Source organism: Mesorhizobium sp. P2_A12 (assembly GCF_056405075.1).
Genome location: NZ_JBFUCU010000001.1, coordinates 378,093 through 397,488 on the forward strand (window position 1 = coordinate 378,093; position 19,396 = coordinate 397,488).

A 19,396-nucleotide genomic window follows, 5' to 3' on the forward strand; every position below is an offset into this window, starting at 1 on the left:
TATGCACTCCAGCAGTTGCGGCCTCAATCGTACCAAAGCCACAGCTTCCTATAGTCGGACGGAAGCTCGATCTTCTCCGCAGGCAGATGGTCGACATCTCCCTCCCAGGTCTCGTCCGGCTCAAAGCCAGACGGCAGCCAACTAATCACATCTTCTTCGCTAGCTCGTGTGACGACAACGACCTTGTCCGAGAACGGCCATTCTCCATCATCGCATTGGGTAATCGCTATCCTGATGTCATGGACCTCGGGTCGGTCGCGTATCGACTTGAAAATCGCCAGGATAGTATCATTGTCGGGAGCAACGTGACTATTGCACAGTAAACCCGCTTCCCCTTCGGCTCCGTCAAAATATTGCTCCAGCGTAATCAGCGGCATGACGCGTGGAGCAGCGCCACCGTTATAGGCTTCCAATGGACCCATCCTTGAAATCAGGGCTGCCTTCTTTTGCTCGTCCATGGCGGGGTCCAGATTCGTTGCAGACCATGACCCTAAAACAGAAAATACCGCTGCGCCATCGGCAGCACTGTCGCCGGCTCGCAGGTCAGCAGCTCGCCGTCGGCGCGGACCTCGTAGGTTTCCGGATCGACCTCGACATGTGGCATGGCGTCGTTGAGCACCATCGAATGCTTGCCGATGCCGCCTCGGGTGTTCTCGACAGCGGCGAACTGCTTGTTGACACCGAGCCTGCCATGCAGCCCCGACTCGAGCGCCGCCTTGGAGACGAAGGTCACCGACGAGTTGGTCCTGGCCTTGCCATACGCGCCGAACATCGGTCGGTAGTGCATCGGCTGCGGCGTCGGGATCGAGGCGTTGGGGTCGCCCATTGGGGCAGCAGTGATCATGCCGCCGATCAGCACCATGTCCGGCTTGACGCCGAAGAAGGCCGGGTTCCACAGCACCAGGTCGGCACGCTTGCCGACCGCGATCGAGCCGATGTCCCTGGACAGCCCATGCGCGATGGCCGGATTGATTGTGTATTTGGCGATGTAGCGGCGGACGCGGAAATTGTCGTTGTTGCCGGTCTCCTGCGGCAGCGCGCCGCGCTGGCGCTTCATCTTGTCGGCGGTCTGCCAGGTGCGGATCGCCACCTCGCCGACGCGACCCATGGCCTGGCTGTCCGACGAGATGATCGAGAACGCGCCGATGTCGTGCAGGATGTCTTCCGCCGCGATCGTCTCCTTGCGGATGCGGCTTTCGGCAAAGGCGATGTCCTCGGGGATCGACGGCGACAGATGATGGCAGACCATCAGCATGTCGAGATGCTCGGAGAGCGTATTGACCGTGTAGGGCCGGGTCGGATTGGTCGAGGACGGAATGACGTTGGGTAGCCCGCAGACCTTGATGATATCAGGCGCATGGCCGCCGCCGGCGCCCTCGGTGTGGAAGGCATGAATGGTGCGGCCCTTGATCGCCGCCACCGTGTTCTCGACGAAGCCGGATTCGTTCAGCGTGTCGGTATGGATCATCACCTGCACGTCGTAATCGTCGGCGACCGACAGGCAGCAGTCGATGGCCGCCGGCGTCGTGCCCCAGTCCTCGTGCAGCTTCAGCGAACAGGCGCCGCCCAGCACCATTTCCTCGAGTGCCGCGGGCAGCGAAGCGTTGCCCTTGCCCGACAGGCCGATGTTCATCGGGAAGGCGTCGAAGGACTGGATCATGCGGGCCATGTGCCATGGCCCCGGCGTGCAGGTGGTGGCCAGTGTGCCATGCGCCGGGCCGGTGCCGCCGCCGAGCATGGTGGTGATGCCGCTCATCAACGCTTCCTCGATCTGCTGTGGGCAGATGAAATGGATATGCGCGTCGAAACCGCCGGCGGTCAGGATCTTGCCCTCGCCGGCAATGATCTCGGTGCCCGGGCCGATGATGATGGCGACGCCATTCTGCATGTCCGGATTGCCGGCCTTGCCTATTGCCGCGATGCGCCCGTCGCGCAGGCCGATATCGGCCTTGAAGATGCCGGCGCTGGCATCGACCACCAGCGCGTTGGTGATGACGGTGTCGACCGCGCCTTGCGCCCGTGACACCTGACTCTGGCCCATGCCGTCGCGGATCACCTTGCCGCCGCCGAATTTTACTTCCTCGCCATGGGTGGTGAGATCTCTCTCGACCTCGATGAACAGTTCGGTGTCGGCAAGCCGCACGCGGTCGCCGACGGTCGGGCCATACATCTGCGCATAGGCGGCGCGGGTAACTCTGGCCATCAGCGATTGCTCCCGAAATGTGGTTTGCCGAAATGTGATTTGATTGAAGCCTGTCTGCACATTGTCGCCATCCAATGGTCACGCAATGACCCGCTGGCCGACACCTTCTGATCCGATTTGACGGTTGAGGTTAGGGCGTCACCCCAAACCGACCGTTTGCCAAATCGATGGAAGGATAGTCCATGCGCAAGACGATATTGATTGCAGCCGCCGCCACGCTGATGCTGGCGGGCGCCGCCAGTGCCCAGCAGCAACCCGCGCAACAGCCCGCTCCGGCGCCGACCACGCCTGCCCCGGCCGCGCCCAAGGCCCAGCCGTCCGTTCCGACGATCCAGAGTGTCAACATCGTCGACATCACGCAGCTGCCAAAGGACACCCAGACGCAGGTCAACCAGGTGATCGCCCAGCGTGGCGACGCCGGCCTGCAGAAATTGCGCAGCTCGATCGACGCCACGCCTAAGGTCAAGTCCGCGCTTGAAGCCAAGGGGCTTAGCTCGGCTCAGGTCGTCGCCGCCAGCATGCAGCCCAATGGCGCGCTGACCCTGATCACCAAGAAGGCGAGCTGATGACGCAGCGCGGCGGGCCGAAGTCCGGCCCGCCGGCTGCAGAGGGAAAGGAACCTCGGCAGGGCTGGATTCGTTTCGCCTTTTGAGTATCGAAACAAATCTCGAAAGCGAGCGATGGCCATCACCACCTTGCCCGACGCCCGATGGCTGCATGCCATTGCAGCGACTGCTTTTCTGTCGGCGAGCCTCCCCCACGCCGTGCTGAAAGCGCAGGGCCTGGAAAGCCCGGAGACCGTCAACCGCATCGTCGGCTCGGAGGTCAAGCAGGAAGAGGCCAGTGCCACCGCCGAAGCCCGGAACGTCAACACGGCGATCGACCGGACGCGGGAAAACATTGGCACGGTGCGCAGGACGTCCAAGCTCGACAAGGTCGAGATCGTGCTCCTCACCGACGCGACGCGCAGCGAAGGCGGCCCGCCGCCGGTGATCGAGAGCAAGGTCAAACAGCATCAGGACGACATTGCGGAGCTGCGCAAGGAGATCGAGGCCAACGCGCTCCTGTTCAACGCCATCGAGTCGCGGCGCGTGCTTGCGCAGGATGTTCTGGCCGTCGAATTCGACAATCCTGGAAAGATCGTCATCTACGCTGCGGCCAAGCCGTCGGACTGAGTCGAAAGCGCGAATTACTCTTGGGCGACATGCATGAGACGCCATCGATCTCACAGCCTGCCCATCACCTTCTGCTGAAATCCGTAGACCTCGCGCTTGCCGCCGAGCGGCACCAGCGTCACGTCACGCTCCTGGCCAGGCTCGAAGCGCATGGCCGTGCCGGCGGCGATGTCCAGGCGCATGCCGCGCGCTCGCTCGCGGTCGAATCTCAGCCCCTCATTGGTTTCGAAGAAATGATAGTGGCTGCCGACCTGGATCGGCCGGTCGCCGCTGTTGGCCACTTTTAGGGTGACGGCGGGCAGCCCCTTGTTCAGTTCGATGTCGCCGTCCTTGGTGATGATTTCGCCCGGGATCATCGTGCCTCACAACACGCCGAAGACGAGGCCGACACCGACCGCCGCGCAGGCCGCGCCGGCGGCGCGGGCCAGCCCACGGAACCTGACGCCAAACCCGAGCCCGGCAGCGATGCCGGTGGCATGCAGCAGAGCCGTGGCGATGGCAAAGCCGGCTATATATTCGAGCCCGCCGGCATTTTCCGGCACCTCGGTGCCATGCGCATGGCCGTGCAACAGCGCAAACAGGCCAATGATGGCGACGCCGGCCGAGACAGGCAGATCGACTGCCAACGCCACCAGCAGCCCGAGCGCCACGACCGACGCCAATATGCCGGGTTCGACGAACGGCAGCGGCATATGCAGCATGCCGAGCCCGCCGCCGACCAGCATCACGCCGACAAAAGCCGCCGGCCAGGCCCAGACTGCCTTGCCGCCCTTGAGCGCCGCCCACAGGCCGACCGCGATCATCACCGTCATGTGATCGAGCCCGGAGAGCGGGTGCATGAAGCCGGCCATGAAGGAAGAGGTCGTGCCGATGCCGACATGGGCATAGGCCGGCATGACTGCTGCCAGCAGCAGGATCGCCGACAGGCACAGGCGTTTGGCGGACATCATTCTATTTGCCTTTCGTTTGCGAGGTGGTGGTGTCACGCGGCCTTGCGGGGCCCGCACCCTTCAGCTTTGAGAACGCGCTTGGTCGAAGCGGGATACTTCTTCAGCATCGCCGGCGGGCGGATCGGCCGCGCCGAAAAATTGCCGCCGCAATTGGGGCAGGTGCCGCCCAAGATGTGTTCCACGCAGTCGGCGCAAAGGGTGCACTCGAAGGTGCAGATCAGCGCGTCCGCCGCCTCCGGCGGCAGGTCCTTGTCACAGCATTCGCAATTGGGACGCAGCTCAAGCATCTCTTCTCACCTCACCTGATGGGTTCGTGCACGGTCACCAGCTTGGTGCCGTCGGGGAATGTCGCCTCGACCTGCACGTCATGGATCATCTCGGCGATGCCTTGCATCACCTGCGCGCGCGTGACGACATAGGCGCCGGCCTCCATCAATTCAGCGACCGGTCGGCCGTCGCGGGCGCCCTCGACGACGAAATCGGTGATCAGCGCGATCGCTTCCGGATGATTGAGCTTGACGCCGCGTTCGAGCCGCTTGCGCGCCACGATCGCCGCCATGGCGATCAGCAGCTTGTCCTTTTCCCTCGGTGTCAGGTTCATGCGCTTCCCTGGACTGGCATAGACGGACTTACAGTGACCATAATTTGGGCAACCCAGCCTTTCCGTTGAGCAATTCGACCAGCGGAACCAGCCGCTGGCGGAGCCGATAGCCGTCCCCGGCGTAGAGCCTCGCAAGAAGCTTGCCAGATTTCCTCACGCCCCAGGCACTGGCGCTGCCCTGGTCGCCGACGATCTCCAGAACCGGATCGAGCAGGGCCTCGGCCCGCGGCGACACCAGCAGCAGCGTCGCCATCGCGACCGCGCCACCGGCAATCGCCGGGCGGTCGAGCGTGGCCGCGATATCGGGCCCGATGCGGAAATCCTCGGCATGAATGAACTCGCCGTCCTGGCGGACACGCCAGCGGTCATGGAAATTGCCTAGGCTGACGTGTTCGCCCATGGCCAGGCGGCCGAAGACCGTGGCCTCCAGCACCAGCGCCTCGGCGCCGACGGCAAGCTCGACGTCGAGCGTGCGGGCAAACGCCGCCTGGTCGAAGACGATGGTTTCCTGCGGCAGCCAGGCGATGCGGCCGTTTTCACCGACCGATAGTTTCACCCGCACCTCGGCATGGTCGGATGCCGCCCGATAGATTTTCTCGCAGGCCTGGGTCGTGATCGATGCCGAGGCCGCCGCGCCGACATCCACGTCCCAGGCGAGACGGTCGCCGCCGGTCATCCCGCCAGCGGTGTTGATCAGCACCGCTTCGAGCGGATCGGCCGATACCGCCGGCATCCTTATCTTGGCGGCACCGTCCTGATAGAGGCGCCGCAGCCGCGTGCGACCGTCGACGACAGCACACGAAAGCCGCGCCGCGCCCGCGGCGCGCTGCGTCGAAATCCTGCCATGTTCGATCTTATCCATGCCAGCACGTTAAGCACTCCGGCGCCTTTGTCGATGCATGGCTTGATATAGCTTGTTGCTTGACAACGTTTCGGTTTCTATAGAGGGAACCACCTTGGTACGGTCATGCAGCGCTTGGCGGGGGTATAGAGCGAAGACGGCGGCTTGATACCGGGAGAAAAAGAGGCGCTGCTCAATTGGCGTCGGGAAACGCGACATAGTGGGGAAGAAACCGAATGGCCGACCAGCTGGCAACGGATATCATCGCGAAGATCAAGGCTCATGCCGAGCCGGGCGGCGAAGAAATCACGACCAACACTGAATTGACCTCGCTTGGTATCCATTCGCTCGAGCTGACGGAGATCATCTTCGATCTCGAGGAAGATTATGGCATCGAGATCGAGATGAACACGGTCGATGCCTGGAGCAATCTGAAGAATGTCGGCGACATGGTGGAAGCTGTTCGCGCGCTGATCGCGAAAAAAGCCTGACCTGAATGCGGCAGCGCGTTGTCATCACCGGCATGGGCGGTATTTGCGGGCTCGGCACCAACGCGCCTGCGATCTGGAATGAAATGCGCGCCGGCCGCTCGGCCATCGGCCCGATCAGCAGTCCGCAGTTGCATGACCTGAAGGTCAAGGTCGGTTGCGAAATCAAAACGCTTCCCGATCACGGCATCGACCGCAAGCAATTGGTGTCGATGGACCGTTTCAGCCTGCTGGCGGTGATCGCGGCCAGGGAGGCGATGCAGCAGGCCGGTCTGGTTTCGGGCGAAGCCACCACCTACCGAATGGGCACCGTCGTCGGCGTCGGTGTCTGCGGCTGGGAAGCGATCGAGGAAAACTATCGCGCCATCCTGGTCGAGGGCAAGAACCGCGCCGGCATCTTCACCGTGCCGAAAGTGATGCCCAGTGCGGCCTCCGGCCAGGTCAGCATGAGCCTCGGCCTGCGCGGTCCGGTTTTCGGCGTCACCTCCGCTTGCTCGTCGTCCAACCATGCCATCGCCTCGGCGGTCGACCAGATCAGGCTCGGCCGCGCCGACGTGATGGTCGCCGGCGGCACCGATGCGCCGCTGGTCTGGGGTATCCTGAAGGGCTGGGAAGCATTGCGGGTGCTGGCGCCCGACACCTGCCGGCCATTCTCGGCCGATCGCCAGGGCCTGTCGCTCGGCGAGGGCGCCGGCATGGCGGTGCTGGAGAGCTACGAACATGCCATGGCGCGCGGCGCCACCATCCTTGCCGAAATTGCCGGCGCCGGCCTTTCCGCCGACGCGTCCGACATCGTCGCGCCAACCATCGAAGGGCCGACGGCCGCCATGCGCGCCTGCCTGGCCGACGCCGGGTTCAATCCCGAGGATGTCGACTATCTTAATGCCCATGGCACCGGCACCAAGGCCAACGACCAGATCGAGACGGCGGCGATCAAGCGCGTCTTCGGCGACCATGCCTACAAACTGTCGATATCGTCGACCAAATCCATGCATGCCCATTGCCTTGGCGCATCGGGCGCGCTGGAGATGATCGCCTGCGTGATGGCGATCCGCGAAGGCATCGTGCCACCGACAGCCAATTTTCGCGAAGCCGATCCCGACTGCGACCTCGACATCACGCCGAACGTGGCGCGTGAACGCAAGGTGCGCACTGCGATCAGCAACGGCTTCGCGTTCGGCGGCACCAATGCGGTGCTGGCCTTCAAGGCGGTTTGATCCCGGGCTGTTTCCATGACTGTCCGTGCGACACTGTCGCCGCCATATTGATCAGAAGCGGTCGTCCGCCTAATTCTTGCCAGCGCTGCCCAGCGCCAATCCCCGTTCAGGAGTTTTCCATGGCCGACCTGTCCGCCTTTCCGATCGCAACGCGCTGGCCAGCCAGGCATCCGGACCAGATCCAGCTCTATTCGGCCACGACGCCCAACGGGGTGAAGATATCGATCGCCCTGGAAGAGCTCGGCCTGCCCTACGAGCCGCATCTGGTCAACATCGGCAAGAATGAGAGCTGGACACCGGAATTCCTGTCGCTCAACCCCAACGGCAAGATACCGGCGATCATCGATCCGAACGGTCCGGACGGCAAGCCGATCGGCCTGTTCGAATCCGGCGCCATCCTGCTCTACCTCGCCGAAAAGACCGGCCTGCTCATGCCGGTGGACGCGGCACGGCGCTACGAGACAATCCAATGGGTGTTCTTCCAGATGGCCTCGGTCGGGCCGATGTTCGGCCAGGTCGGCTTCTTCCACAAATTCGCCGGCCGCGAAATTGCCGACAAGCGCCCGCTAGAGCGCTATCGCGATGAATCGCGGCGGCTGATCGGTGTGCTCGACGGCCGGCTGAAGGGCCGCAAGTGGATCATGGACAATGACTTCACGATCGCCGACATCTCGCTACTCGGCTGGGTGCGCAACCTTATCGGCTTCTACGAAGCGCGCGAACTCGTCGGCTTCGATGATTTCGGCAATGTCGGGACATGGCTGGAACGCGGTCTTGCCAGGCCAGCCGTGCAAAAGGGCCTGACCATCCCGGCGAAGGGCTGAGCCGGCCAGGCCCTCGACAGAACGCGGCTACTTTGCCTTCGCCTTGGCTTTCGAGCCGCCCTTGCCCATGACCGAGGCCGCAAGCGATGCGGTGCCTCTGGCTGCGATGACAACCGCGCCTGCCGCTACATTGGCCGCCGCCTTGACCGTGCGCATGGCGCTGCCGGACACCGAGTTGTCGGCGCTTGCCGGCTTTTTCGGCTTTGTGGCCTTCGGCGCGGTCTTCGCCGCGGCCGGCACCACTTTCTTCGGCGGCGCCTTGCCGAAAGACGGCTTGGCGTCCTTGGAACGCTCGGCGATCGCCGGACCGGCGCCTGCCTTCGATTGGGTTGCCTTGCCCTTGGCGGGCGCGGGTTTTCTTGCCTTTTGTGCCATCGGATGGAATCCCTCTTCTGGCAGAATTGCCTGGGGGATAACGGACTGAAAGTCTTAAGGTTCCCCCTGGAGAATCCTTAGAATCACGCCGAAATGCCGATCACCAGGTCAGCGGTCCGGCGGCGGGCAAGCACCCGGTCGATGTTGGGCATGTCGTTGGAGGCGATCCAGGCGCGGGCATCCGCGTCGGAGCGGCCATGACCGTGCCAGCGCTCGAGCAGGCGGCGCTCGAGCTCGTCGCGCGGCACGTCGACGAAGATCGAGAAATCGAACAGCGGCGCCAGCCGCGACCACGGCTCCTCGTCGAGTAGCAGGTAATTGCCCTCGACCAGGATGAACTTGGTGTCGGTGGCGACGATCGAGGCGGCGGCGCGCGACAGTTCCATGGTGCGGTCGAAAACCGGGATGGCGATATCGGGTTCACCGGCGCGGATCCGCTTCAGCAAGGTTTCGAAGCCGGCAAAGTCGAACGTTTCCGGCGCCCCCTTGCGCGCGCGCAGGCCACGCCGCTCGAGCACGACGTCGTCGTAATGGAAGCCGTCCATCGGCACCACTTCCACGGCACCTTCCGGCAGCAGGTCATGCAGGCTTGCCGACAATGTCGACTTGCCGGCGCCCGGCGGACCGGCAATGGCAACGATAAAGCGTCGCACCTTGCCGGCGCGCTTGAAGATGGTGGCGGCGAGATGGGCGATTTCGGACATGAGAGCCTCTCTCTGGCAGGAGCTTCAAATCCACCATGTTCCGCATGATGATTTCGGCCACATCTTGGCGGCAGTTGGCGGAAATTTCAAACCGGGATTTGTGCAATTGGAAGCGGTCAGTTGCGGATGTTGGCGCCGCCCCTCATCGCCCTGCCGGGCTCTTATCCCCGTATTGTGACGGGGAGAAGGGAGCTGGCCGCAACGCCGGCGCCTGTCTTGCAACGCTGGTGATTGGCGAAACCATCGATGAAAGCCCCCTCTCCCCGTCCCTATACGGGGAGAGGATGCCGGCAGGCAGGTGAGGGGCAGCGCCAACTTTGAGGGGAAACCTTGCAGGCCCGTTCAGGCCGGCACCCGCTGGCCGATGCGCAGGAAATCGCTGTCGAAGGGAACCTCCCAGGTCGAGCCGCTGGCCAGCCGCATGCGGCCGTTCGCCGTGGTGACCGCATGTGGCGGCTCGCCACCGGAGAGTGGTATGGCGCCGATGACATGGCGAAATGAAACGCTGAGGCCCTCGCCGAGCGCAAAGGCGGTCGCTACCCCTTCGCGCTTCAGCCAGTTGTCGCCGATCGAGGCGGCATGGCCGACGGAAGCGCGGCCGTCCTCGATGCCGAGCACTCCGCGATGGCGGCCGCTCCATGGCGCGTAGTCGCGCCCGCCATTGCTGAGCCACAGCATGGTGATAGGCAGTTCGGCCGGGTTCTTCAGCACCAGCACCAGGTCGCCTTCGGCCTGGCGCGCCAAGGCCGTCCAGCCCGGCCCGCCATGATCGGCCTCCACCAGCGTGACGAAATCCTCGCGACGGTCGCCCATGCGATACTGCGTCAGGTCGAGCGTGCCGCCGCCGGCGGCGGGGAAATGGCTGAGATCGGCGGATCGCGCCGGATAGGCCAGCATGAAGCGGCCGCGTGCGGGATCCGGCTCCAGCGGATCGTCCAGCGTCGCGGCGAACCGCTTTGGCGAAAAGGCCAGCCTGCCGCCGCCCGTCATCGCCGTCATCGGATGGTGGGCGACCGAGATCGCGCCATGGCCGCCGGAAAACACATGCTCCTGGTAGAGGAAGGGATGGCCGTCGCGCAGCGTCAGGATCTTGTCGACCGTCGCCCCCATCACCTTGTGCCGCAACCGGAAGACAGCCCGCCAGCCATCGCCCATCGCGTCGCTGTCGACGACATCCCAGGCGCTGTTGGCCGGCCAGCCATGCAGCGGCGCCTCCTCGACATCGCTGCGCGAAAACGGCGCGCAGAGGAAGTCGCCGGACAGGCGGACGGTGCCTTCGGGAAGGTCCTTCGGCAGCGTCTCGCGCGGCTCGTCGATCCACGGCGCGCGATGCAGCGGCTTGAGCTGCCGCCCGCCGCTGTCGACGACCATGTCGGCGATGTGGCCGACCGTGAGGTCGAGCGAGACCGAAATGCCCTTTGCCTTGATCGTGCTGATAGTCATCGCGCTCTCACCGATTCTGATGGGCGGCAGAAGAACCCGTTCGGCGCGGCTTGCGCAAGCACCGCGTAAGGCATTTTGCATCAGCCCCACCTCGCCCACAAAAGGGCGGGTGGCCGCCACCCTACTGCCGCTTGTATTCCCGCACCGGCGATTTGGTGCCGTCGGTATAGGTGACCTGCACCGACATCGACGTCACGCTGTCGGCAACCTTGATGTAGCCCTTGGCCTCGTAAGGGATGGCGTAGGGGTCTTTCTTGTCGCAGGGCGGTATCTCGAACGACTTGTCGAGCGCGGCGCCGTTCAGGCTGTAATGCACCTCCTTAATGGCGCAGCGATAGGACAGCATCTGGGTGAAATAGACCAGGCCGTGATTGCCGCCGGAGTCGAAGGCGATCCACGAGGTCCAGAACTGGTCGAGGATCTGCTTGTCGCCTTGCTGGAGTGCTGCCTCCGGGTCGAAGCGGATGTCGAACGGGCCGGTCTCGCGCCCCCTGATGTCGAGATATTTGACGGCGATGGTGCTGGCCACGGTGCTGCTAGGCAGCTCGAAACTCGGATTGGGCATCGGCTTGCCCGTCCTCTGGTCGTTGAGCGCCAGGAAGCCGGTGTCGGTGAACGGGCCGCTGTCGCCCATGCGCCAGGAGATGGCGGTCGCCGGCTCGGGCAGCGAGATGGTCATCAACCAGCCCTGGTTTGAGCGCATCGGCGTCAGCGTCGGCACGAAGCGGGAGGGATCGAGCACGTCGCCGAGTGCTGCCAGCCGGCTGCGGCTGCGGTCCAGCCAGTCGGCGAGCTGTGTCTGGTCGACGAAATATTTGAGCAGCCCGCCGTCCTTTTCGTAGGATACGAATTTGGTCAGCGCCTTGGCCTCGTTGCGCTTGTCGGCCAGCGTCTGGGCGCCGAGGCGGTCCTCCGAAAACTCCTGCGCCAGCAGGAAATGCGCCGGCGCGAAATCCGGATTGGCCGCGATGAAGGCGTTGAGCTTGTCGAGGCGCTGGGCGTCGTCGAACTGCTGGATATGCACGAGCTTGATCGACAGCGCCTTGCCCTTGTCGGAAAGGGCGCCGAACACCTCGCGGGCGCCGGCCTTGCCGTCCTGGACCCTGAGCAGCGTGGCAAAGCGCGTGTAGGGATCGATGGCATCGACATCGAATCCGGCAAAGGCGAGGTAGGAGCGCCGTGCATTGAGTATGTCGCCCGAAAGTTCGTAGACTCGGGCGTTGTGATAGAACTCGTCCGGCCGCTTCGGCTCGGCGATCGCCCCACCCTGCGCGGCAAGGGCGGCAAAGCCCTTGGCGATGGTGTCGATCGAGGCGGCGATCTGCTCGGTCGTCGCCTGCAGCTTCTCGGTCTGGGCCTGTTGCTGCGCCTGGCCGGCGGCCAGCGTCTCGGTCTGCTTCTTCACCTCTTCGGCGGTCTTCTGCACCCGCGCCGTCTGCTGCGTCTGCTGCTGCTGGGCCGAGGCGATCTCGTCGGTCTTCTTGGCCACCGTGTCGGTCGACTGCTTGACCGCTTCGACCGTCTTTTGCGTCTGCGTGACGGTCTGCTCGATCCTGGCCACCTTCTCCGAGACGATGCCCATCGATTGCTGCAGCCCGGCGATGGCTGGCACCAGGCTGGCGATCACCCCGTTCTGCGAATTGGTCTGCTGTTGCAGGCCGTAGACGCCGCCGGCGACGGCGGCGGCGCTGGTGGCGAAAATCAAGGCCGGCAGTGCCTTGGCCGCCAGCACCAGCCTGAGCACGATGGCAATGGCGATGATGACCGCCGCCACCGAGGCGACCAGCGCGATATAGGCGGCGAATGGCGCCAGCGGATTGAGGATGTCGGAAGCAGCACCCCCGACAAAGGCGATGCTGCCGGCCCATTTGCCGGTGCGGCTGAGTGATGCCTTGATAAGCGACGCCGCAGCGCCGCCAGCCCCGATGTTCGTCATGCCCAAGCCCCCCAAAAGCCGACAGATGCCACGCCCCTTCCCACAGGAAGCGCGGTTTTGGCAAGGGAAGACAGGAAACGGGCGATTTCGGGGCGGCTGCTCGATAGGGGCGCACCACTATCCCAAGTCGGCGCTGCCCCTCATTCGCCTGCCGGCACCTTCTCCCCGTGAAGAACGGGGAGAAGGGAGAAGCTCCAGCGCCAGCGACCCCCTCTCCCCGTACCTCGCGGGGAGAGGGTAGGGGTGAGGGGCAGCGGAGACATCCGGAAGATGTGGCTAGGGTCCGTTGGCGCCGTTCAAAACCAGGGGAATTGCCCTGAGACCGCCATTAACCAGTTGGACGCAGCTGGCGCGTTACGTTAGCTTCGCCTCATCTCAGCAACAGCATGACCAGAACAGACTTGCCCTTGTCCAACCCGCGTCCCCTTCCGCTCGTCCAGAGACTTTTTGCGGCCCTTGGCCTGTTGCTGCTGCTTGCCGGCTGCACGACCGTGACGCCGCCGGACGCGGTGCTGGCGGTGCCGGCGCCGCCGCAGAAATATGCCGCCATCGTCGTCGACGCCAGGACCGGCAAGCAGCTGTTCGAGGTCAACTCGACGGCGCAGCGCTATCCGGCCTCGCTGACCAAGATGATGACGCTCTATTTGCTGTTCGAGGCGCTGGAGTCCGGCCGCGTCACCAAGGAGACGCAGATCCCGGTCTCGGACCACGCCGCCTCGCAGCCGCCGACCAAGATGCGCTTCCGGCGCGGCGAGACCATCGATGTCGATTCGGCGATCCGCGCCATTGTCGTCAAGTCGGCCAATGACGTGGCGGTGGCGGTCGGCGAATATCTCGGCGGCTCGGAGGAGCAGTTCGCCGCCATGATGACCGCCAAGGCGCGCCAACTCGGCATGGTGAGCACCGTGTTCCGCAACGCGTCGGGCCTGCCCGACGACGACCAGCACAGCTCGGCGCGCGACATGGCGGTGCTCGGCATGGCGCTGCATTCCCGCTTCCCGCAGCACTTCCACTATTTCTCCGAAAGCGATTTCATGTTCCGCGGCAGGCTGGTGCGTGGCCACAACGACATGCTCGGCCGCGTGCGCGGCGTCAACGGCATCAAGACCGGCTACATCAGGGCCTCCGGCTTCAACATCGTCACCTCCTACGACGCCGACGGCCGCCAGCTGATCGTCGTGGTGATGGGCGCCGACAGCGCCCGCCAGCGCAACGACCATGTCGAGGCGCTGATCCAGCGCAGCCTGTCGCCTGCTATGGCCGACACCAAAACCAGGCTGATGTTCGCCGAGCAGCAGTGAGGAGGGGTCCGCGCAGCGGACAAAAAGCCAATTGCTTGGCTTTTTGAGCGACGAACGCCCTGAGCCTGCGAAGGGCCGCAGCCCGAATACGCGCCCGGCTGCCCGCCAACGAATTGCCCGGTGAGGGCAATTGTGCTATAGATTCGGATATGGTGCTGATTTGCGCCATCTGACCTACTGGACGAGTAACCCGCCGCGAGGCGGGTTTTTTGTTGCCGTCGCCAACCATGCCGCGACTTCGGAGCGCTGCCGCGGTGCAGAAGTTCGTGTGATGTCGGCGGGACAGCACCCCCCTCTGTCCTGCCGGACATCTCCCCCGCAAGGAGGGAGATTAGCAGCTTGCTCTGACGGCGCCTTTTCTTCGACGTTGGGGATTGGCGAAAGCCGTTGTGACATCCAATCTCCCCCCTTGCGGGGGAGATGGCAGGACAGAGGGGGGTGGGAAGGATCGCTACCGAACGAGCTTCCATCCCGCCGCTGCATTCTTCGGCCATGCCAGCCACCGCCCCTTCAGATCGATCACAAGAACTTGTACGGCATGCGAAAACCGTCGCGATGCTGGCCATGTTGCGGCATAGGCGTATCGTCAAGCTGAGCACCACCCGCAGGAGCCCGCACCATGAGCACCGTCCCGAAAACGCCGGAGCAGCCGGCAGAAAACCAGAACGATGGCGGCGGCGAATATTTCGAGGCGCCGACCATCGGCGAGCATGAGGCCGAACATGGTTCGGACGAGCACTCCGAGGTGCCCGAAGTGCCGGACTCGGAGCCATCGGCTCCAGGCGCACCACACGCCAAGCCGAAGAAAAAGCCGTCGGCGATCTCGGGGCGGAAATTCCGCAAGCGCGATCTTGTCCGCATCGACACCTTGCGCCCCAGCCTCGCCGACCGCATCCATGCCGACCATCCGGACCTGCCGCCCGGCGCCCGCATCAGCCGCGCCGAGCTTGGCCGCTACCGCATGCGCTACATGGAGGAGCTTCTCCAGCAGGAGCACGGCGAATTCTCCGAGCTCGATCGGCAGGTGGTCGAATCGATCGCCAGGCAAGACACCATTTCCGAAAACAGCGAGGAGGAGTTCGAGGAGCACCGGACCTTTGCCGACCGCGTCTCCGACAACATGGCCGCCTTCGGCGGCAGCTGGTGGTTCCTGATCTCCTTCGGCACCGTGCTTCTGCTATGGATCGGCCTCAACCTGCTCGAGGGCACGGCGGGCGCCTTCGATCCCTACCCCTTCATCCTGCTCAACCTTCTGCTGTCCTGCATTGCCGCCATCCAGGCGCCGATCATCATGATGAGCCAGAAGCGGCAGGAGACCAAGGACCGCCTGCGCTCCTTCAACGAATACCGCGTCAACCTTAAGGCCGAGCTCGAAGTGCGCCATTTGCACGAAAAGCTCGACTACCTCATCTCGCGCCAATGGACCCGCCTGGCCGAAATGCAGCAGATGCAGCTCGACGCCATGCACGAACTGACCGGCGCCAAGAAACCCAAGCGCGCGCCACGCAGGAGGCGGGCGGTGAGGGGCGAGGCGGGGTAGTAGGGCGGAGCGCAGTGCGAGGTCGAACGGAAGGAGCGGGCTACGGCCACAAGGCGCGTCCCAGGAAAGCTCCGGTTCCTCGCCCCCGCAAAGTGGGGGTCCAGAGGACGGGCGAGACCCGTGGCTCGCCCCGGCAAGGTGGTCGGCGAAGCCGAGACGGAGAGAGGGAGCGCCATATACGATAAGCTCGCACCCGTGAGAGGACCACCCTGCCCCCATCAAGGGATGCCGCCAATCTCCAATTGCCCGTTGAAGCCTGCCCCGGCTTCCGCTAAGAAGCCGTGACTTGCCGGTTCACCGGCTGGTTCGTTTTCCGGATCGCCGGTCCTGAAAGCACCCGTAGCTCAGCTGGATAGAGCGCTGCCCTCCGAAGGCAGAGGTCACAGGTTCGAATCCTGTCGGGTGCGCCAATTTCGATATATATTACAAATGGTTAGGTTGGGTATGCGCCTAGTAGTTCGATGGCGGGCAATTTGCGCGTAAGCGGCAGAGCCCGTTTTTCAACTCACTGTCCTGGCGCCAATCGATGCGAGTTCGTGCAGAATACGGCAAAAGCAGCCCATTTTCTTTGGGAAAGTCGACATCGAACAAACGGCAGACTGGTGGCTGCTGCCCATAAAGGCAGCAGTCAAAGTCGTGCGTCCCGTATTGGATTTGGACACTGGGTTGTTAGAGGTGCCCATCATCGGAGTCGTCAGGAATGGGGCCGTGAACGGACTGGCGGCTTTTCGGGGGCGACGCCAGGAAAGCAGACTTGCGTTTGCGTTCGAGCCAGAAACAAAATCCGATCTCGTCAGGCGCGCCACCCAATCGGAGCGGCGATACGAAGCCAAATGCCAGGCTATTGGCGCGCTTTTGTAGAGTGTGAAGATTGGGTCAGTGGCTACTTCTAGGGAACGGCGCAAACGCCTGGACCAGATTGTCTGCCTTGGCTGGGGGGCGCTCATTTGGAGCCGGAAAGCGTTGCCGGTGGCGACCCGACTCACGCCGCGATTTCCTCCCGTGCAGAGACCGGCATTGCACGGCCAGCCGACGCGCGCCTAATGGCAATCCACAAGCACCACCGCTGTTTACCCAGTCGACCGACCGGAGCTTTCCCAATGGGCCATTCAAGCGGGCCAAAGGCCGTTACGAAAGCTGCGGCCGGCCACAAGGCAAAACCGTTGCCCATCTCGGTGACGGCCGCTGGTGGGACGAAGAAGCCGTTTTTTGGGGATCTGGCGCGGGCAAAGCCTTGCCTGACCTTCCTCCCCTTCTTGAGTGCTCGGAACCGATCCTGCACACCAAGGTGGCGCTGGCCGCCGCACACTTCGACCACGATCTGTCGAACAACGCGCCAAGGAACCTGCGCGCATTCTGCCAGCGCTGCCACATGCTGCACGAAGCCGGAGCACCTCCGCCAGCGGGACCTCACCTATAAGAAGCGGCGGGCAGTGGGAGACCTGTTCGGCGGCCGTTACGAATAGACAGCCCGCACGCCTCCACAGGTCCCGCCCGGCTCCAACGCGCGCCCCGACCGGGCGCTGTACCATTCAGACCGCCCGCCAACCGGTATTCCCAGGCGGGCTTGAAACGCTAGAGCATGCCGGCAGGCTTGTCGTAATCGTCGGGCTGCCGTGTTTCACATGCGATAGCGTCCCACCGCAGCAGCAAGTGGGTGGTAATAGGCGCCTGATTCAAGCATCCGGAGGCGCATTTCGTTTCCCCGAAATACAATGAGATTAGTGGAAAAGACGGGGTCACATCACAGAGTTATATTCGCCACGACTTAGCTTTTACCAAGACTAGAAAAATGAGTAAGTGAGTGACGAGTACGACGGGAGCGTAGAAAATATAGATATACCAAAAAGTGCCCAAGTCGTAGCTCGGTAAGTTTATTTGCAGAAGACCGCGTACTCCGATCATTAGGTCTACGAATCCCCACGTGTTGGTTACCCACACGAGAGGAATAGCGACACGCCAATTGGTACGCAGGAGAAAAATGCAAGCGAGCGCGAGCCCTGCTTCCAGGAGGTCGCCGTAGGCGGCGCCGGAAAGAAAGGCGGACGGCAGTCTTGAATCGACCATGCCCGGAACGAGCAGTGTCATGCCCACGTATCTTGGCACATGCGCAAAGAGCAGGATGGTTAGAGCAGATTTAAGGGGAAGCTTGGTTAGTGCGGGCCAAACATACCAAACCGCTATGACAGTCAAGACGAATACACTTGCGGCAAGCTGCATCCAGAAAATCGAAACGTTATTCATCGGTCATCTCTCTCAATGGTTTACTGGCCGCACATCCGCGGCACTCCTGAATCCAGATACGAACTAAAATGCCGGCGTTGGCAGCGCGGCTAAACAGCTGTCGTTATGTCGTGGTGGAGCGCGCACCTTGCCCGATCACATCGACCACGACTTCCGGGTAAGTGACGGGGACGGCATGCGAGGAGTTCACCTCGATGACGGTGGAGTGGGCGCGATCGGCTTGGAGCTTATATTCTTCCACAGGAAACACCGCATCCTGCAGAGGCCTGATTTGCCAGCTCGGTTTGCTCGTCCATGCCGCAGACGTCAGCCGCTCGGAGATTGCGGCCAAGTCGATCGGGCGCTGGGTGACCATCATCAAGGCAAGTTCGCCTTCAGGCACATCGGCGGCAAGGAGGCCGCGGAACTTGTCGGCTCGGACAAGGGAATATGCGCCGCTGGTTCCGTCGGGCAGGGTATATCTGGTGACGTTGACGGATGAGGCGAAGTCGAAGCCGGGAAACCGTTCGAGGCAATCCTTGAGGCACTCTCCGACCGCAGGCATGGGGGCGGCTGCGTAGACAAGGCCTTTGACCTTAGGGTGGTCCCCGGCCTGGGTAATGACCGCCCCGCCGTAGGCGTGGGACACGAGAATCACCGGGCCCTGGATCTCGTCTAGAACGCTGCGCAGGTAAGCGACGTCGATGCCCAGACTGCGTAGCGGATTGGCAAAGGCGACGACGGCGTAGCCATCGCGTTGGAGCCGAGGGATCACCAAATGCCAGATTGACGCATCTTCGAGGCCGCCGTGCACGAGCACGACCGTTGGCTTGGATGCTACGGACCCCCCCGAGGTCGCAAAATTATCTTCAATTATTCCTTGAGCACCCATGTTCGTTGTCCTTGTCAGATTGATCTGCTGCGGTCGTTCCGCTTTGCTTCAGCGTCCGATCGCGGCGAAAACGCGATAGGCAACGTCTTTTCGGTCGCGGCCGGCCGGCGCAACGATCTTCTCAATGCCCGACCCCGGATCGCCATGGGTCACCGGGCGGAAATGCTTCCATTCGACCGTGGTCTCGCGGTTGGCCAAACCCCACACGCCGTTCCGCTTGGTAAGCGAATCGACGTAGCGGCCACCGGATATGAATTCATGACCGTCGTTGATCGTGCCGTCCTCTGCACAACGCTCGGCGTAGGACTTTCCGAAGAACCCGGCGACCTTGTCGGTGTCGCCCTCAAGCAGATGATAGGCGTAATAATAGGACTCAGCGGCCGCAGCATCGCCGTTCAAGGCAATATGCGTGTGGGCCACGTGGTGCATCGTCGAGGCGAATGTGTCGCGAGAAAAGGCAATCACCTTGTCGGCGAAATCGCGGGCCGTACCTTCGAACCAGGCATGTTCGGTTCGCGCGTCTTCGTGATAGAGCGACTTGAGCAATTCAATGTCCAGCCGGTCAATCGCACGAGCGTACGAGGTCAGTAAGTCCTCGATCGCGAACCGATCGAGGATCGAGTTGATCGCGGCACTGTTGTTCTGGATATTCTCTTGCGACATTGACTGAATTACCTTTCCGA

Annotated in this window: 21 protein-coding genes and 1 tRNA gene; 8 read left to right on the forward strand and 14 right to left on the reverse strand. The window is 63.1% G+C overall.

All coding sequences use genetic code 11. The annotated features are described in order from the left end of the window. Window positions 1–23: 23 nt before the first annotated feature. Together AC1DZU_RS01800 and ureC are read right to left on the reverse strand one after the other, a co-directional pair. Complete coding sequence (locus AC1DZU_RS01800; RefSeq protein WP_477281177.1) at window positions 24–458, reverse strand: hypothetical protein; 435 nt, start codon at window positions 456–458, stop codon at window positions 24–26. A 32-nt stretch (window positions 459–490) separates the two neighbouring features. Next, complete coding sequence (gene ureC / locus AC1DZU_RS01805) at window positions 491–2,206, reverse strand: urease subunit alpha (protein ID WP_477282200.1); 1,716 nt, start codon at window positions 2,204–2,206, stop codon at window positions 491–493. A 179-nt stretch (window positions 2,207–2,385) separates the two neighbouring features. On the opposite strand from ureC, the gene AC1DZU_RS01810 reads away from it, so the two are divergent. Further along, complete coding sequence (locus AC1DZU_RS01810) at window positions 2,386–2,769, forward strand: hypothetical protein (RefSeq protein WP_477281179.1); 384 nt, start codon at window positions 2,386–2,388, stop codon at window positions 2,767–2,769. Between the two features lie 114 nt (window positions 2,770–2,883). Next, window positions 2,884–3,378, forward strand: a complete 495-nt coding sequence (locus AC1DZU_RS01815; RefSeq protein ID WP_477281181.1) for a hypothetical protein — start codon at window positions 2,884–2,886, stop codon at window positions 3,376–3,378. A 50-nt stretch (window positions 3,379–3,428) separates the two neighbouring features. Here the strand turns inward: AC1DZU_RS01815 and AC1DZU_RS01820 are convergent, their stop codons facing one another. Genes AC1DZU_RS01820 through AC1DZU_RS01840 form a run of 5 tightly spaced genes read right to left on the reverse strand, consistent with a single transcriptional unit; the run spans window position 3,429 to window position 5,791 of the window. Further along, window positions 3,429–3,734 carry an urease subunit beta gene (locus AC1DZU_RS01820; RefSeq protein ID WP_477281183.1) on the reverse strand — a complete coding sequence of 102 codons (306 nt, stop codon included), beginning with the start codon at window positions 3,732–3,734 and terminating at the stop codon, window positions 3,429–3,431. A gap of 6 nt (window positions 3,735–3,740) precedes the next feature. Beyond that, window positions 3,741–4,328, reverse strand: a complete 588-nt coding sequence (locus AC1DZU_RS01825) for a HupE/UreJ family protein (RefSeq protein ID WP_477281185.1) — start codon at window positions 4,326–4,328, stop codon at window positions 3,741–3,743. Window positions 4,329–4,360: 32 nt separating this feature from the next. Beyond that, window positions 4,361–4,615 (reverse strand): DUF1272 domain-containing protein, encoded by a 255-nt coding sequence (locus AC1DZU_RS01830; RefSeq protein WP_477281187.1) that lies wholly within the window; start codon window positions 4,613–4,615, stop codon window positions 4,361–4,363. An 11-nt stretch (window positions 4,616–4,626) separates the two neighbouring features. After that, complete coding sequence (locus AC1DZU_RS01835; RefSeq protein ID WP_477281189.1) at window positions 4,627–4,929, reverse strand: urease subunit gamma; 303 nt, start codon at window positions 4,927–4,929, stop codon at window positions 4,627–4,629. Between the two features lie 28 nt (window positions 4,930–4,957). Further along, a complete protein-coding gene (locus tag AC1DZU_RS01840; protein ID WP_477281191.1) occupies window positions 4,958–5,791 on the reverse strand; it encodes an urease accessory protein UreD in 834 nt (277 codons plus the stop codon). Between the two features lie 215 nt (window positions 5,792–6,006). Between AC1DZU_RS01840 and AC1DZU_RS01845 the strand changes: the two genes are divergently transcribed. The 3 genes from AC1DZU_RS01845 to AC1DZU_RS01855 all read left to right on the forward strand — a co-directional run bounded on the left by AC1DZU_RS01845 (window position 6,007) and on the right by AC1DZU_RS01855 (window position 8,299). Continuing rightward, window positions 6,007–6,261 (forward strand): acyl carrier protein, encoded by a 255-nt coding sequence (locus tag AC1DZU_RS01845; RefSeq protein WP_184873030.1) that lies wholly within the window; start codon window positions 6,007–6,009, stop codon window positions 6,259–6,261. Between the two features lie 5 nt (window positions 6,262–6,266). Then, complete coding sequence (locus AC1DZU_RS01850; protein WP_477281194.1) at window positions 6,267–7,475, forward strand: beta-ketoacyl-[acyl-carrier-protein] synthase family protein; 1,209 nt, start codon at window positions 6,267–6,269, stop codon at window positions 7,473–7,475. A gap of 119 nt (window positions 7,476–7,594) precedes the next feature. Next, on the forward strand, window positions 7,595–8,299 hold the full coding sequence (locus AC1DZU_RS01855; protein WP_457150162.1) for a glutathione S-transferase family protein: 705 nt from the start codon (window positions 7,595–7,597) through the stop codon (window positions 8,297–8,299). Window positions 8,300–8,326: 27 nt separating this feature from the next. Here AC1DZU_RS01855 and AC1DZU_RS01860 read toward each other — a convergent pair whose 3' ends face one another. The 4 genes from AC1DZU_RS01860 to AC1DZU_RS01875 all read right to left on the reverse strand — a co-directional run bounded on the left by AC1DZU_RS01860 (window position 8,327) and on the right by AC1DZU_RS01875 (window position 12,757). Further along, window positions 8,327–8,674, reverse strand: coding sequence for a hypothetical protein (locus tag AC1DZU_RS01860; RefSeq protein ID WP_477281196.1), 348 nt, complete (start codon window positions 8,672–8,674; stop codon window positions 8,327–8,329). Between the two features lie 83 nt (window positions 8,675–8,757). Next, window positions 8,758–9,378: a nucleoside triphosphate hydrolase gene (locus tag AC1DZU_RS01865; protein WP_477281198.1), complete on the reverse strand. Its 621-nt coding sequence runs from the start codon at window positions 9,376–9,378 to the stop codon at window positions 8,758–8,760. Between the two features lie 342 nt (window positions 9,379–9,720). Then, a complete protein-coding gene (locus AC1DZU_RS01870; protein WP_477281200.1) occupies window positions 9,721–10,821 on the reverse strand; it encodes a hypothetical protein in 1,101 nt (366 codons plus the stop codon). Between the two features lie 121 nt (window positions 10,822–10,942). Then, the gene (locus tag AC1DZU_RS01875) at window positions 10,943–12,757 is read right to left on the reverse strand and encodes a methyl-accepting chemotaxis protein (RefSeq protein WP_477281202.1); all 1,815 of its coding nucleotides are present in this window, start codon (window positions 12,755–12,757) and stop codon (window positions 10,943–10,945) included. Window positions 12,758–13,143: 386 nt separating this feature from the next. Between AC1DZU_RS01875 and AC1DZU_RS01880 the strand changes: the two genes are divergently transcribed. The 3 genes from AC1DZU_RS01880 (at window position 13,144) to AC1DZU_RS01890 (ending at window position 16,008) form a co-directional block, all read left to right on the forward strand. Continuing rightward, window positions 13,144–14,058, forward strand: a complete 915-nt coding sequence (locus AC1DZU_RS01880) for a D-alanyl-D-alanine carboxypeptidase family protein (protein ID WP_477281204.1) — start codon at window positions 13,144–13,146, stop codon at window positions 14,056–14,058. Window positions 14,059–14,677: 619 nt separating this feature from the next. After that, entirely contained in the window at window positions 14,678–15,598 is a 921-nt protein-coding gene (locus AC1DZU_RS01885) for a DUF1003 domain-containing protein (RefSeq protein WP_477281206.1), read from the forward strand. Window positions 15,599–15,931: 333 nt separating this feature from the next. Then, window positions 15,932–16,008 (forward strand) — tRNA-Arg (locus tag AC1DZU_RS01890). A gap of 1,342 nt (window positions 16,009–17,350) precedes the next feature. Here AC1DZU_RS01890 and AC1DZU_RS01895 read toward each other — a convergent pair. From AC1DZU_RS01895 to AC1DZU_RS01905, 3 genes are all read right to left on the reverse strand, one after another. Then, the gene (locus AC1DZU_RS01895) at window positions 17,351–17,842 is read right to left on the reverse strand and encodes a hypothetical protein (RefSeq protein ID WP_477281208.1); all 492 of its coding nucleotides are present in this window, start codon (window positions 17,840–17,842) and stop codon (window positions 17,351–17,353) included. A 103-nt stretch (window positions 17,843–17,945) separates the two neighbouring features. Then, a complete protein-coding gene (locus AC1DZU_RS01900) occupies window positions 17,946–18,713 on the reverse strand; it encodes an alpha/beta fold hydrolase (protein ID WP_477281210.1) in 768 nt (255 codons plus the stop codon). A gap of 48 nt (window positions 18,714–18,761) precedes the next feature. Continuing rightward, entirely contained in the window at window positions 18,762–19,376 is a 615-nt protein-coding gene (locus tag AC1DZU_RS01905; RefSeq protein ID WP_477281212.1) for a nuclear transport factor 2 family protein, read from the reverse strand. Window positions 19,377–19,396: the final 20 nt, after the last annotated feature.

Bases quoted from the DNA above. Each gene is read 5' to 3' on its own strand.
- AC1DZU_RS01800 (WP_477281177.1), bottom strand. From the start codon at position 458: ATGGACGAGCAAAAGAAGGCAGCCCTGATTTCAAGGATGGGTCCATTG.
- AC1DZU_RS01810 (WP_477281179.1), top strand. From the start codon at position 2,386: ATGCGCAAGACGATATTGATTGCAGCCGCCGCCACGCTGATGCTGGCG.
- AC1DZU_RS01815 (WP_477281181.1), top strand. From the start codon at position 2,884: ATGGCCATCACCACCTTGCCCGACGCCCGATGGCTGCATGCCATTGCA.
- AC1DZU_RS01820 (WP_477281183.1), bottom strand. From the start codon at position 3,734: ATGATCCCGGGCGAAATCATCACCAAGGACGGCGACATCGAACTGAAC.
- AC1DZU_RS01825 (WP_477281185.1), bottom strand. From the start codon at position 4,328: ATGATGTCCGCCAAACGCCTGTGCCTGTCGGCGATCCTGCTGCTGGCA.
- AC1DZU_RS01830 (WP_477281187.1), bottom strand. From the start codon at position 4,615: ATGCTTGAGCTGCGTCCCAATTGCGAATGCTGTGACAAGGACCTGCCG.
- AC1DZU_RS01835 (WP_477281189.1), bottom strand. From the start codon at position 4,929: ATGAACCTGACACCGAGGGAAAAGGACAAGCTGCTGATCGCCATGGCG.
- AC1DZU_RS01840 (WP_477281191.1), bottom strand. From the start codon at position 5,791: ATGGATAAGATCGAACATGGCAGGATTTCGACGCAGCGCGCCGCGGGC.
- AC1DZU_RS01845 (WP_184873030.1), top strand. From the start codon at position 6,007: ATGGCCGACCAGCTGGCAACGGATATCATCGCGAAGATCAAGGCTCAT.
- AC1DZU_RS01850 (WP_477281194.1), top strand. From the start codon at position 6,267: ATGCGGCAGCGCGTTGTCATCACCGGCATGGGCGGTATTTGCGGGCTC.
- AC1DZU_RS01855 (WP_457150162.1), top strand. From the start codon at position 7,595: ATGGCCGACCTGTCCGCCTTTCCGATCGCAACGCGCTGGCCAGCCAGG.
- AC1DZU_RS01860 (WP_477281196.1), bottom strand. From the start codon at position 8,674: ATGGCACAAAAGGCAAGAAAACCCGCGCCCGCCAAGGGCAAGGCAACC.
- AC1DZU_RS01865 (WP_477281198.1), bottom strand. From the start codon at position 9,378: ATGTCCGAAATCGCCCATCTCGCCGCCACCATCTTCAAGCGCGCCGGC.
- AC1DZU_RS01870 (WP_477281200.1), bottom strand. From the start codon at position 10,821: ATGACTATCAGCACGATCAAGGCAAAGGGCATTTCGGTCTCGCTCGAC.
- AC1DZU_RS01875 (WP_477281202.1), bottom strand. From the start codon at position 12,757: ATGACGAACATCGGGGCTGGCGGCGCTGCGGCGTCGCTTATCAAGGCA.
- AC1DZU_RS01880 (WP_477281204.1), top strand. From the start codon at position 13,144: ATGACCAGAACAGACTTGCCCTTGTCCAACCCGCGTCCCCTTCCGCTC.
- AC1DZU_RS01885 (WP_477281206.1), top strand. From the start codon at position 14,678: ATGAGCACCGTCCCGAAAACGCCGGAGCAGCCGGCAGAAAACCAGAAC.
- AC1DZU_RS01895 (WP_477281208.1), bottom strand. From the start codon at position 17,842: ATGAATAACGTTTCGATTTTCTGGATGCAGCTTGCCGCAAGTGTATTC.
- AC1DZU_RS01900 (WP_477281210.1), bottom strand. From the start codon at position 18,713: ATGGGTGCTCAAGGAATAATTGAAGATAATTTTGCGACCTCGGGGGGG.
- AC1DZU_RS01905 (WP_477281212.1), bottom strand. From the start codon at position 19,376: ATGTCGCAAGAGAATATCCAGAACAACAGTGCCGCGATCAACTCGATC.